At 68.7% G+C, this 13,343-nt stretch carries 11 protein-coding genes; 5 read left to right on the top strand and 6 right to left on the bottom strand.

Annotation, left to right across the window (positions count from 1 at the left end):
* The coding region (locus MK177_05470; GenBank protein MCH2426766.1) for an ATP-binding cassette domain-containing protein at positions 1-766 on the top strand (766 nt) is incomplete at its 5' end.
* Between the two features lie 22 nt (positions 767-788).
* Here the strand turns inward: MK177_05470 and MK177_05465 are convergent.
* From MK177_05465 to MK177_05450, 4 genes are all read right to left on the bottom strand, one after another.
* On the bottom strand, positions 789-1,871 hold the full coding sequence (locus MK177_05465; GenBank protein MCH2426765.1) for an NAD-dependent epimerase/dehydratase family protein: 1,083 nt from the start codon (positions 1,869-1,871) through the stop codon (positions 789-791).
* Between the two features lie 85 nt (positions 1,872-1,956).
* A complete protein-coding gene (locus MK177_05460) occupies positions 1,957-3,519 on the bottom strand; it encodes a carboxylesterase/lipase family protein (GenBank protein ID MCH2426764.1) in 1,563 nt (520 codons plus the stop codon).
* 11 nt (positions 3,520-3,530) lie between these two features.
* Complete coding sequence (locus tag MK177_05455; protein ID MCH2426763.1) at positions 3,531-3,686, bottom strand: hypothetical protein; 156 nt, start codon at positions 3,684-3,686, stop codon at positions 3,531-3,533.
* 179 nt (positions 3,687-3,865) lie between these two features.
* Positions 3,866-5,740, bottom strand: a complete 1,875-nt coding sequence (locus MK177_05450; protein ID MCH2426762.1) for an ABC transporter ATP-binding protein/permease — start codon at positions 5,738-5,740, stop codon at positions 3,866-3,868.
* A gap of 102 nt (positions 5,741-5,842) precedes the next feature.
* Between MK177_05450 and MK177_05445 the strand changes: the two genes are divergently transcribed.
* The gene (locus MK177_05445) at positions 5,843-7,093 is read left to right on the top strand and encodes a CoA transferase (protein ID MCH2426761.1); all 1,251 of its coding nucleotides are present in this window, start codon (positions 5,843-5,845) and stop codon (positions 7,091-7,093) included.
* Between the two features lie 22 nt (positions 7,094-7,115).
* On the opposite strand, the gene MK177_05440 is transcribed toward MK177_05445, so the two are convergent.
* Entirely contained in the window at positions 7,116-8,024 is a 909-nt protein-coding gene (locus MK177_05440; GenBank protein ID MCH2426760.1) for an amidohydrolase family protein, read from the bottom strand.
* A gap of 170 nt (positions 8,025-8,194) precedes the next feature.
* Between MK177_05440 and MK177_05435 the strand changes: the two genes are divergently transcribed.
* Complete coding sequence (locus MK177_05435) at positions 8,195-9,013, top strand: SDR family oxidoreductase (GenBank protein ID MCH2426759.1); 819 nt, start codon at positions 8,195-8,197, stop codon at positions 9,011-9,013.
* A 66-nt stretch (positions 9,014-9,079) separates the two neighbouring features.
* On the opposite strand, the gene MK177_05430 is transcribed toward MK177_05435, so the two are convergent.
* Positions 9,080-9,556, bottom strand: a complete 477-nt coding sequence (locus MK177_05430) for a MaoC family dehydratase (GenBank protein MCH2426758.1) — start codon at positions 9,554-9,556, stop codon at positions 9,080-9,082.
* A 269-nt stretch (positions 9,557-9,825) separates the two neighbouring features.
* Here MK177_05430 and MK177_05425 point away from each other — a divergent pair, with 269 nt between their 5' ends.
* Together MK177_05425 and MK177_05420 are read left to right on the top strand one after the other, a co-directional pair.
* Positions 9,826-11,562, top strand: a complete 1,737-nt coding sequence (locus tag MK177_05425) for an acyl--CoA ligase (GenBank protein ID MCH2426757.1) — start codon at positions 9,826-9,828, stop codon at positions 11,560-11,562.
* A gap of 22 nt (positions 11,563-11,584) precedes the next feature.
* Positions 11,585-13,330, top strand: coding sequence for an acyl--CoA ligase (locus MK177_05420; protein MCH2426756.1), 1,746 nt, complete (start codon positions 11,585-11,587; stop codon positions 13,328-13,330).
* Positions 13,331-13,343: the final 13 nt, after the last annotated feature.

Below are 13,343 nucleotides of genomic sequence, written 5' to 3'. Positions count from 1 at the left end.
CCCCGGCTCCGACAATGCGATCGACCTGACCGCCCTATCAGGTAACGACCTGCGCGATGTGCGGCCGAGACTCCAGATGATCTTCCAGGACCCGATCTCGTCGCTGAACCCGCGGCGGCGGGTAAAAGACATCGTCAGCGAGGGTCTCGAAATCTGGTCCGACGGCGACATCGGGACCGAAGGAAGGGAACGAGTCGCAGAAGTCCTCCACGCCGTAGGCATCGACCCGGCAGCGGCGGCCTCCCACCGGCCACACCAGTTCTCCGGCGGACAGTGCCAGCGGATCTCCATCGCCCGGGCACTCACCGTGAACCCGGAGATCCTGATCTGCGACGAACCGGTCTCAGCCCTCGACGTCTCGGTCCAGGCAAAGATCCTGAACCTCCTGGAGGACATGAAGGCCCGCTACGACCTGAGCCTCGTGTTCATCAGCCACGACCTGTCGGTAGTTCGCAATGTGAGCGACCGGGTCGTCGTGATGTACCTGGGAAAGCTCTGCGAGGTGGGCGACGCTGATCGCCTCTACGAGGCCCCGGCCCACCCGTACACCAGAGCGCTGCTTGCCTCGGCACCCGAGCCGGCCCAATCAGTCGGCGTCGCCGACGCAGTCCTAGGCGACGAAATTCCTTCTCCCACCGACCCGCCATCCGGCTGTCGATTCCGGACCAGATGTCCCTTGGCCTTCGACAGGTGCGCCGTCGAAGAACCGCAGATGCGACAACTAGGCGAGGACCACTTCGTGGCCTGCCACCTACCGTCAACCTGATCGCGCCGCTGGGAGCGCTTGATCAGCCCAGGAGCTTGAGGAGTTCGTCCTCGTAGGCCCAGTCGTACTCGCGGCCGCCGGTCTCGACGTGCCAGGCGTACGTATGGGCGACCATCGAGGCCAGGTCATGCCGGGGCTCCCAGCCGGTGTCGCGACGCAGGGCGTCGATGCCGAACACCACGTTGCGGTTCCACCGGTGGATGTTGGGAGCCAACCTGGGGATCACCGAGGCGAACCGGAACCGGTGGCGCACCGACTGCTGCCGCTGCCTGGCCTCGGGGCTGGTCCGGATGTCGATGTTGGCCTTCGAGCCACTCTCCACCTCTAGGTCCAGCTCGCCGTCCCAGAGGGCGTCCATGGTGGCGGCCGGTATGAACCGGAGGTCGGGTTCGACGCCGATGTGGGCTGCCGTCGTCGCCACGTAGCCGAGGTCGGTCTGGAAGTGCCTACCGGTGAGGTTGTAGCGCTTACCCACGGTCGCCGGCGCCCGCGTGATGGCCTCCAGGGCCCTGGCCTGGTCGTCCACGTGGCCGACCTGGAAGACCGTCGTGCCGTCGCCGGGTATCAGGACGGGTCGCCCGGCCTCCAGGCGGGCGAACATGCGCTGCTCCCGGTCCGGGATGATGTTGCGAGGTCCGTAGACCATCGAGAAGTAGACGACGGTCGCCGGAAAGCCCTGGTCGACGTGGGCATGCCACAGCAGGTCCTCACAGAGGAGTTTGTTGCCGCCGTACTCGATCTGGGGGTTGCCGCGTTCCGTGGGATGGTCCTCGGTGATGGGCAGATGATCGGACGCCGCGTAGACCACCGTCGAGCTGGCGAACACGTACTGGCCAGTCCGCCCTCCGAAGATCTCCACCATGAGTCCGACGTCGTCCGGGTGGTAGGCGCTCATGTCCACCACGACGTCGTACTCGCGGCCACCCAGGACCTCGCGCATCTGGTCGTGGTCGGTCCGGTCGGCGAAGAGGCGGTGGAGGCCGTCCGGCAGCGGCGCCTCGGTCTGGCCCCGGTTCACGATGGTGACCTCGTGTCCGCAGCGGACCAGCTCGTGTACCAGCGCCAGTCCGTTGAACTGCGTGCCGCCCATGATGAGCATGTTCATGAGATCACGCCGGAGGGTGAAACCGACGGTCCCGCAGGCCGTGGTGCGGTCACATGTCCAGCCCGTTCCACGGGTGGTGGTGCAATCACCTGACGAGCCCGTCCCAGATGCGGCGCTCGTCGGCCTCCGGGTCGTCCAGCAGGCGGCACCCGTCGTCCAGGTCCATGACGAGGCGGCGTTCCGGGTCGTAGGTGGGCCAGGGGCCGAGGGTGTCGGTCGACGGGTCGCCGTTGCGGATGAAGGCGATCCATGCGTCGTGGATGGTGTCGGCCAGGGCGGTGGGCGCTTCTCCGGGACCCAGGAAGACGTCCACACCCGGGCGGTCGATCGTGTTGAAGGCGAAGGGGATCTCCAGTGCGTGGGCGGCACCGAACTGGCCGTCGAAGGCCCGGGAGTCCCAGGAGAACCGGTACATCCAGGTGTCCGCGCCGTTGGCGTGGCGGGCATCGGCCAGCCGGACGGCGGGAATCCGGAACACCCGGTCGGTGCCGATGGCACACGCCAGCCAACCCGGGTCGGCGACGTCCAGGCGCCTCCGGTAGGTGGCCAGCATGCCGGAGGGGTCTTCTGTGATAGCTCCGACCATGTCGTCCAGATCGGCGGCCGTGGTGCCCGTCACGCCCCACAGTGCCAACTCGTCCTCGTTGGTGCCGGTGAGCATCGCGATGTCTGCTCCGGCTCCTTCGGCGATCAGCTCCCGTGGGTCCCGGGGCAGGGCCTCGTGCCCCCAGACCGGGTAGAAGGGCTCCTGGTTGCGTCCGGGCAGGTGGCTGCGGTCCGCCGCCACCTGCTCCTGGGCCTCCAGGAGGGCCCCGACGTCCATGGCCAGGAGCTCGTTGGCGGAGGGATTACCCAGGCGGCCGAGGAACTGGGCGGCTATCTCCTTGCCGTCATCCGGGCCGAAGGTGTGGTGGGCGGCGCCGCTCTGGGCGATGGCCCGGTGGAACAGGCCGTTGGTGGTCGGCATGGCGACCATGTTGCAGACGCTGAACGCCCCGGCCGACTCGCCTCCGATGGTGATCCGGTCCGGGTCGCCGCCGAAGCCGGCGATGTTCTCATGAACCCATCGCAGCGCAGCCGCCTGGTCCAGCGTGCCGTTGATGCCACACGTGGCGAAGTCGTCGCCCAGGTGGCTGGCCAGGTCGCAGAAGCCCAACGCACCCAGCCGGTAGTTGATGGTCACCACGACGATGTCGCCCCGGGTGGCGAACGACGTGCCGTCGTACCACGGGGTGGCGCCCTGGCCGTGCTTGTAGGCGCCGCCGTGGATCCAGACGTAGACGGGTCGCGGGGCGTTGTCGCACGCCGGCGTCACCACGTTCAGCGTCAGGCAGTCCTCGTCCCACGGGATCGGGACGCGGCTGGTGAGGCCCTCACCGGGTAGCTGTGGTGCGGCCGGGCCGAACCGGCGGGCATCCCGCTCGCCGTCCCACGGTTCGGGCGGCGCCGGCGCCCGGAACCGTCGCTCTCCGACGGGTGGCGCGGCGTAGGGGATGCCGGCGAAGAGCTGGACGCCGCGACGGTGCCGGCCTCGCAGCGCGCCCTGGACGCAGCGGGCGACGGGAGCGTCTTCCGGCCTGCCGGCGACACCGGCCGGTCCAAGACCCTCCCTGTTCTCGCATTCGCCATCCATGCCTTCTCCGCCCATGCCTTCTCTACTCACACCCTCAGGACGAGTGCTTCGCCCTGGCCGCCGCTGATCGCCACGGCGCCCAGGTCCGTGGCCGTCCGGGATGCCAGCCCGCCCTGGAAGCGGCCCATCGGGGTGCGTGCTCCGGCGAGGATGATGATGGGTGACCGGGTCGCTTCGGACATGGGTACTCCTGTGGGCGTTCCGTCGGGCCGAAGATCGGCCCGGTGGCTCGTGTCAGGGCCAACGTCAGGAACGTACAACCCGTCGGCACCGGTGACCCGGTCCGGCGTGCCCGGCCGGAACGGCCCGTCTGCCGTGTCCGGCGTCGCGTGCGCCGTCGGGTACGGGTGCCGGCTTCCCGTCAGTCGGCGTGACGGTCGGCGGCCAGGTCGTCACGGACGAGCGTCTCCCACAGGTCGGCGTAGAGGCCGCCGGCGTCACGGAGATCGGCGTGGCGGCCGCGTTCCACGATCCGCCCATCGTCCAGGACCACGATCTCGTCGGCGTCGACCACCGTCGAGAGCCGGTGTGCGATGACGATCGACGTGCGCCCGGCCAGCGCCACGGCCAGGGCCTCCTGCACGGCGGCCTCGTTTTCGGTGTCGAGGTGGCTGGTGGCCTCGTCCAGGATCACGATGGCCGGGTCCTTCAGGAGCAGGCGGGCGATGGCCAGCCTCTGCTTCTCGCCTCCCGACATCCGGTAGCCACGCTCGCCGACCATGGTGTCAAAACCGTCGGGGAGCGCACGCACGACGTCCAGGATCCGAGCGGAGCGACAGGCGTCGTCCAGTTGGGCGTCGGTCGCATCGGGTCGGGCGTACCGGAGGTTGGCGCCCACCGTGTCGTGGAACAGGTGCGGGTCCTGGGTGACCATGCCGATCCGGGCCCGCAGGTCGTCCTGGCGGAGGGCGCGCAGGTCGACGCCGTCCAGGGTGATCGACCCGAGCGTCACGTCGTAGAGCCGCGGTATCAGTGCGGCCAGGGTGCTCTTGCCGGAGCCGGACGGCCCGACCACGGCCAGCATCCGGCCGGGACCGACGTCGAGGTCCAGGTCGTGCAGCACCATTCGCCCAGGCTCGCCGGGTGCCCGATCCGTCTCCAGGGAGGCCACCGAGGTCTCGTTTGCCGCCGGATACCTGAACGACACCCCGTGCAGGGCCAGGTGCCCCTCGACCGGCTGAGGGTCCACGGCATCGACGGCGTCGGCCACCGGGTTGGGGGCGTCCAGGACCTCGAACACACGCTCGAATGACACGAAGGCCGACATGACGTCCACCCGGGCGTTGGTGAGCTGGGCCAGTGGCCCGTAGAGCAGGGCGACGAGGACCCCCATGGAGGCCAGGGTGCCGATGGTGATGGTGCCGCTGATCGCCAGCGATCCACCCACCCAGTACACGACCGCCGTGCCGATGGCTCCCAGCAGCGTGAGGGCGATGACGAAGGTGCGGCTGAACAGGGCGTTGCGGATGCCGATGTCCCGGACCCGACCGGCCTGTCCGGCGAAGCCGTCCCGTTCGTCGTCCGGGCGCCCGAAGAGCTTGACCAGCCACGCTCCCGAGACGTTGAACCGCTCGGTCATCGTGGCGTTCATCGAGGCGTTCAGGTTCATGCCCTCGCGGGTGATGTCGGCCACCGTCCTGCCCACCCGGCGGGCCGGGAGGATGAACATCGGGAGCAGGACCATGGCCAGCAGGGTTATGCGCCACTCGAGCAGGAAGAGAGTGACCAGGGTGGTCAGCGCCGTGATGGCGTTGGCGACCACCGTGCCGAGCGTCCCGGTGAGTGCCCGCTGGGCGCCGATCACGTCGTTGTTGAGTCGGCTCACGAGGGCGCCGGTCTGTGTGCGGGTGAAGAAGGTGACGGGGAGCCGCTGCACGTGGTCGAACAGGGCCACGCGCAGGTCGAAGATGAGGCCCTCGCCCACGGTGGCCGAGGCCGAGCGCTCGATGAACGACAGGACGGCCTGGGCCAGGGCGGCTCCCACCACCAGCAGGCCGAGCAGGGTGAGCCGGTCGCGATCGCCCTCGGCGATGGCCCCGTCGATGATCTCCCGGAAGAGGAGCGGTGGGACCACGCCCAGGACGGACGAGGCGGTGACCACGCCCAGGAACCCGATGATGAGGGACCGGTAGGGGCGGGCGAATGCCCACACCCGTCGCCGGGTCTCCCGGCCTATGCGCGGCGGCGTGGCCGACTGGTGCGACATGACGTGCAGCAGGTGCATGGGGGTGGCCACGGGCCGAGCCTACGGATGGCCGGTGGACCGCCGCCGCTAGGATGAAATCTGACGGACCGTCAGATCTGGCGGGGAACTCCGCATGACGGGAGACTGACCGACATGAGCGAAACCACGCCGCCCGCCAACCGGCCGCTGGCCGGCCTCCGGGTCGTCGAGAGCTCGCTCCTCGGGCCGGGCCTGGCAGCCACGTTCCTGGCCGACCTGGGAGCCGACGTGGTCAAGGTGGAGCCACCGTCAGGTGACTACATACGTCGGATGACCTGGCCGATCGTCGACGGCACCTCGCTGCTCCACCTCCACACCCACAGGGGCAAGCGCAGCATCGCCATCGACCTCAAGACAGACGAGGGCCTGGAGATCTACCGCGATCTGGTCCGCCGCGCCGACGTGGTCCTGGAGGCAATGCGCCCGGGATCCCTGGCGAAGTTGGGCATCGGCTTCGACGACCTGGTCCAGGTCAATCCACGCCTGGTGTTCTGCACCCTCTCGGGCTACGGCGCCACCGGCCCGTACCGTGACATGCCCAGCCACGGCATCGCCTACGACACGTGGGCGGGTCTCATCCAACCGGCGGTCGACGATGACGGCTTCACCCGCATTCCCACCCTGCCCAACGTCGGTATCAACGTCGGGCCGATGATCGCCGCGCTGGGCATCCTGGCCGCGGTGATCAGGGCCCGGGAGACCGGCGAGGGCAGCTGCCTGGAGGTGGCCCAGTCGGATGCGGCGGCCTACATGGACTGGTACCGGATCGAGACCTATCGGGCGTACGAGCGGCCGACCGACGTGGTCACCGGCAACGCCTCGGACGACCACGAACGCCGGGAGCCCGGACTGGCCGGTATGTGGGAGGGCGTCCGCTACCAGATCTACGAGGCCTCCGACGGCCACGTGCTGTTCATGGCCAGCGAGCGGGCTTTCTGGCGGAACTTCTGCGAGGGTGTCGGGCGGCCCGAGCTGTTCGAGCGCTGGCCTGGCTCGGAGTACGCGGACCATGCCCGGCACAACACAGAGTTGCAGGCGGAGCTGAAGGCCATCTTCGCCACGAGGACGTGCGCCGAGTGGTTGGCCTTCTCCGACAAGGCAGACACACCGATCGCGCCGGTGAACACCCCGAAGACCGCGCCGGACGACCCGCAGTTCGCCCATCGGCTTCCGTTCTACGGCATCGACGAGGTTGGAGCCGAGCAGCTGCCCCTGCCCGTCTACCTGGAGGGCGACCTGCCGCCGGCTCCGTCAATGGCGCCTATGGTCGGCGAGCAGACCGACGAGGTCCTGGTCGAACTGGGAATGTCATCGGAGCGCATCGCCAAGCTACGGGCCGCCGGCGTCGTCGGGCCGCGGGACTGAGCGCACCTGCCGGTATCGGGTCTCAGGCGTCCAGCCCGAGTACCCGGATGGCGTTCTCCCGGAGGAACCTGGGCCACACCTCGGCCTTGAAGGGCACGTCCCTGAGCTCGGTGAAGATCCTGTCCAGGGAGAGGCCCATCGGGAAGTAGCCGGCGTAGATGACCTTGTCGGCGCCCCGGGTGTTCGCGTAGTCGATGATGGCCTGCGGGTAGTGCCTAGGTGCGAACGCAGAGGTGGAGTAGTAGAGGTTCGGCCACTTCAGCATCAGCTTGACCATCAGGTCCTGCCACGGCTCGCAGCCGTGGCGGGTGACGAAGACGAGGTCGGGGAAGTCGTACATGACCTGGTCGATGAGCTCGACGCGTTGTGGCGCGAACGGCACCCGGGGGCCGGGAATCCCGGCACAGCAGAAGATCGGGATGCCCAGCTCGCAGCACAGTTCGTAGAGTTCGTACATCTTCTGGTCGTCGATGGGGACCTGGGGATCACGGCCGGATGGGAACGCTGTGACAGCCTTCAACCCGACGTCCCGGTGGAGCCTGCGGACGGTACGGAGCATCTCGGGGACGTCGTTGGGATCTGGTTCGTGGCAGGCGAAGAACCGGTCGGGATGCTTCTCGATCATGGCCCGACCCTCGCCCTTGTCGGGGCCGATGCCGATCATGGCCATCTGGACGTTGTTCCGGTCCATGAACGGCAGGCACAACTCGGCGCCCTGGGGCGGGTCCTGGGGCTGGCCGTCGGCCCCCCGGGCCTGGTCCGAGAACGGAACGTCCTTGAACATGTACTGGGCCGGGAAGTTCATGGCCTTCGAGTCCGCGTCCCTGATCCCTGTCAGGTTTGCGTAGTTGAGCCTGGCGTTCTGCCCGGCCCGGGTGCCCATCATGGTGTCGATGGCGGCCACGTCATCGGGGAAGGTCGAGGTCGTCACGCGTCCATCATCGGATCTGGCGCCACGTCGGGCAAACACCGGGAGCCGGACCAGGTTGGCAACGGCCTGTGCCACGGCCACGGCCCGTTGGCCCTAGGCCCGTGCCACCACGGCGGCGGCCAGCCGGCTCCGGCGGGGCCCCAGCCACCTCGCCACGCGAGACTCGCCGGATGGACGACGAGCCTGACAACTTCACCGGGCCGCAACCGCACGGTCGGTTGAGCCGGCTCAGTCGGTCGGTGGCCGGCCACGTCGTACTGGTGACCGGGGCGGGTTCGGGAATCGGTAGGGCTACGGCGCACCTCTTCGCCGATGAGGGGGCGATCGTAGCCGTCACCGATATGGAACCCGAAAGGGTGACCACCGTGGTCGCCGAGATCGACGGCATCGGTGGGCGGGCACGGGGCTGGACGCTTGACGTAGCTGATCCGGCGGCCCTCGACGACGTAGTGGCAGAGGTCGCTGCCTGGGGCGGCGGGCTGGACGTGCTGGTCAACAACGCCGGGGTCTCGATCGCTGCGCCCATCGACGGACTGGGTTACGAGGACGCCTGGCTGGTCTCCATGGACGTGATGCTGACCGCCCAGGCTCGAACTATCCGAGCCGCACTGCCGTACCTACGTGCCTCGTCGGCGGGCCGGATAGTGAATGTTTCGTCCACCGAGGGCGTCGGAGGGTCTGCCGGCATCTCGCCCTACACGGCAGCAAAGCACGGCGTGGTCGGTCTGACCCGCTCGCTGGCCGTCGAGCTGGGCGACACCGGCATCACCGTGAACGCCGTGGGGCCCGGTCCCATCGAGACCCGGATGACGGCCGGCATCCCCGACGAGGCCAGGCGGAAGTTCGCCCGTCGCCGGGTGCCGCTACGTCGCTACGGCGTCCCCGACGAGGTGGCCCACGGAATCCTGAACCTGGCGCTACCCGCCTCCGGCTACATCACCGGCCACCTGCTGATGGTGGACGGCGGCATGACCATCAAGAACAACTGAGGAAGTACCACCGGATACCGGCCAGGGACTCAACCCAATTCCGGGAGCGGGACGACCTGTCGCGAGTCAGCCCTGGTAGAGGCTCAGTGCGTCGTACAGCACGGCAGGGATGTCGTCGTTGCCCACGACGTGGATGGCCACTTGGGTGGCTACCAGCGTGCCCTTCCTGTGCTCCCTGACGTCGGTGATCCGGTTTCGGGCGTGCAGCGTGGAACCCACCGGGACCGGGGCCAGAAGGCGCAGGCCGTCGGCGCCATAGTTGACGACGTTCTGTTGTCCGGTGATCCTCACACGGCCCGTCCGGTTGAGGGTTGGTAGCAGGCTGAGAGTGAAGAAGCCGTGGGCTATAGGCGCCCCGAACGGACCGGCGGTGGCCCGTTCCACGTCGACGTGGATCCACTGGTGGTCGCCCGTCAGGTCGGCGAACTGGTTCACCTTTTCCTGCGTCATCTCGTACTCGGGGCCCCAGTCGCTCCACTCCTCGGTGATGGTCCCACGGAGGCCCTCGAGGTCGTCGTAGGCGATCTCCGGCTTGTCGCTCATGTCGTCGTGGTCCTGGTTCGGTCGGGTACGTAGTTTGGACATTGTGGCGCTGTCTCGAGCGCCGGGCCGAACCGGGCGCGCGATGCGTGGCCCGTGACGGGGCTCACGTCCGAGCGCGGTTTGCAGTACTCCGTTGCATGACCCGTGGGCGCGTGGATCTAGTGTCGACACCCGTCGAGGTCGACCGCCTGCACCGGCCGAAAAAAGATGCCGACAGTCAGCTTCACGGCTGCCTGCAGATTGCCATACTGCCTTCGGAGGGTGAACAGATGGACCAGCACTATCGAGAGGCATGGGCCGCGTTGACGGCACCGGGTGCCCCGTTCGCCTGGTCGGTCACCGACGTGAGGGGCGTTCCGACCCGCACCTACGACGCTGCCCCGCCCAACCTCGCCCTGCTGTGGGCGGGTTCGGCCGCCCACGGCGATGCCGACTACCTCGTCTACCAGGACGAGCGCATGTCGTACGCCGAGGCCCACGCCCAGGTGGACGCCATCGCCTCCCACCTGGCGGCCAACGGAGTGGGACACGGCGACCGGGTGGCGCTGGCCATGCGCAACTACCCGGAGTGGGTGCTCGGCTACTGGGCGACCGTGAAGTTGGGCGCCGCGGTGGTCGGCCTGAACGCCTGGTGGACGGGACCGGAGATGGAGTTCGGCCTGACGGACTCGACTCCGATGGCCCTGGTCTGCGACGCCGAGAGGCTCGAACGGATTGCCCCGTACCTGGACGGCCTGCGGTCGCACGGACCCGTGCACGTCGTCGGCGTCCGCCTGGGCCCCGACGCCGAGCTGCCCGAAGACGCCGTCCGGTGGGAGGACGCCGTGGCCGACGCCGGCGTCCTGCCCGTCGCCCCGATGTCCGACATCGGACCCGAGGACGACATCTGCATCTTCTACACCTCGGGTACGACCGGCCGCCCGAAGGGCGCCGTGCTGACCCACCGGGGCGCCGCCTCCAACCTGCTGAACCTGGCCTTCTGGCAGACCATGGCCGGAGCAGCCCAGGACATGGCCATAGCCGCCGGCGATCCGCCCGCGGGTTCGGACAAGCAGGCCGGCGAGTCGTACCCCGGTTCGATCCTGGCCGTGCCGTTGTTCCACGTCACCGGCTGCAACTGCTGCCTCCATCCGGTCACGGCGGTCGGCGGACGCCTGGTCCTCATGCACCGTTGGAACGCAGAGGTCGCCCTCGAGTTGATCGAGAGGGAGCGGCCGTCGACGTTCACCGGCGTCCCCACCATGGTCCGGGAGTTGATCAACAGCCCGGACTTCGACCGGCGGGACACCTCCAGCCTCGCCCACCTGGGCGGCGGCGGGGCCGCGGTCCAGCCGGACCTGGTGCACAAGATCGAGGAACGCCTGGAGGGCCGGCCCAGCACCGGGTACGGGCTCACTGAGGTCAACGGGGTCATCACCATCAACGCCAACCAGTTCTTCGTGGCCAAGCCGGCATCGGCCGGTTCGCCCTGCCCGCTCATGGAGACCCGGATCGTCGGCGAGGACGGGACCGACCAGCCGACGGGTGGCCATGGCGAGTTGTGGGTGCGTGGCGGCAACGTCTTCCGGGGCTATCTGAACCGGCCCGAGGCCAACGCCGAGACCCTGACCGACGGCTGGTTCCACACGGGCGACATCGGCTACCTGGATGACGACGGCTTCCTTTTCCTCGTGGACCGCGCCAAGGACATGGTTCTGCGCAGCGGCGAGAACGTCTACTGCGCCGAGGTGGAGGCCGCAATCTACGAACACCCGGCGATTGCCGAGGCGGCCGTGTTCGCTGTTCCCGACGACCGCCACGGCGAGGTCGTGGGCGTGGCCGTCGTGCTGCTACCCGACGTGGACCTCTCGGCGGACGGCCTCCGGGAGCACACCCGGACCCTGATCGCCGGCTTCAAGGTTCCAGAGCACGTCTGGTTCCTGGACGATTCGCTGCCCCGCAACGCCAACGGCAAGTTCGTCAAGCGCACGCTGCGCGACGACCTGGTCGGAACGCCGACAGCCTGACGAGGAAGGGATCGCGGCCGACGTGACTGATCCGGACGATGTGAGCAACGAGGCCGACGTGGCCCATGAGCCAGACGGGGCCAACGAAGCCGACTCCGGGTCACAGGACCCGGCGGCGGCTGTCATGGCGTTGTTGGCGCCGGGAGCCCCGTTCGAGATGGCTGACGAGGACGTGCTGGGAGAAGTTATGCAGGTCTTCGTCCAGCGGGCCCGGTCGCTCCGACAGCTCTTGGAGCAGGCTGGCCGGTTCGGCGACTCGGACTACGCGGTCTTCCACAACGGGGGGCGCCGGCGGGCGCTGACCTTCGCCGACCACGAGCGACGGGTGGCATCGGTTGCCGCCGCTCTAGCGGATCGGGGAGTTGGAGCCGGTGACCGGGTGGCGATCCTGGCCGCTAACTGCCCGGAATGGATCATCACGTTCTGGGCCACGGTTTCGTTGGGCGCGGTGGCCGTGGCCTGCAACGGCTGGTGGACCCGCGACGAGATCGTGCACGCTCTTGCCCACACCACGCCGGCGTTGCTGGTGGCGGACGCCAAGCGGCTGGCCCGCCTGGACGGTGCCGATCCCGGCATGCCCGTCGTGGTCATCGAGGAGGACTTCGTCGACCTGGAGGGCTTCGCCCCCGACGCCGCCCTGCCTGACATCCCGATAGACGAGGACCAGCCGGCCCTCCTGCAGTTCACATCGGGTACCACCGGCCGATCGAAGGCGGCCGTGCTCAGCCATCGCAGCGTGGTGGCCTTCGTCCAGGTGGTGACCTTCCTGGGCGCCGCCCAGGCGGCGTCGGTCGGGTTGCCGTCGACGGGGCCGAGCCGTCCCCGCCTGGCGGTGTTCCCCATGTTCCACATCTCGGGGCTGCAGAGCGCCAGTATCACGCCGATGGCCACCGGGGCCGGCAACGTCTGGCCCATGGGACGGTTCGATCCGGCGACGGTGATCCAGCTCACCGCCGAGGAGGGCATCTACGCCTGGAATGGCACAGCCACCCACGTGTTCCGTCTCCTCCAGGATCCGATGATCGAGACCCTCGACGTCTCGCTGGTCCAGAACGTGGCCATAGGCGGCTCGGCGACCACGCCGGAGTTGGTGCGGGCCACCGAGGAGCGGTTCCCCCACCTGGTCGACACGTTCACCTCCGGCTACGGCCTCACCGAGTCGGGCGGCATGGTCAGCCACGCCGGCAACGCCATGCTGCAGGCCAACGCCGACAGCGTGGGGATGGCCATGCCCACGGTCGGTGTGCGGATCGTCGACGAGGACGGGGTCGAGGTGCCCGACGGTGAGAACGGCTCCATCTGCGTGCGCAGCCCGTTGGTGATGCTGGGCTACTGGGAGGATGTGGAGGCCACCGACCAGGCCTTCCTGCCGGGCCGGTGGCTACGGACCGGCGACTACGGACGCCTGCAGGGCGGCGAGCTGTTCCTGGCCTCCCGGCTGCGCGACCTCATCCTGCGGGGCGGTGAGAACGTCTACCCGATCGAAGTGGAGGCCTGCCTCGAACAGCATCCGGCGGTAGCCGAGTGCGCGGTGTACGGCGTCGACCACGAGACGCTGGGCCAGGAGGTCAAGGCTGTGGTGGTTCTGGTCGATGGAGCGTCGCTGGACCTTGTTGGGGCGCGGGCCTTCTGTGGCGAGAAGTTGGCCGACTACAAGCTGCCGGAGTACCTCGAGGTGTGGGCCGGGCCCCTACCCCGCAATGCCGGCGGCAAGGTCGTCAAGGCCGTGCTGCGAGGCGAGGTCACCCAGGCTTTCTTCGAGGAGTAGATCGCGCCATCCA

It is taken from the genome of Acidimicrobiales bacterium, assembly GCA_022452145.1.
Lineage (GTDB): Bacteria > Actinomycetota > Acidimicrobiia > Acidimicrobiales > MedAcidi-G1 > UBA9410.
The sequence above is the reverse complement of the archived record's forward strand: the minus strand, read 5'-3'. Positions and strand labels throughout refer to the sequence as shown.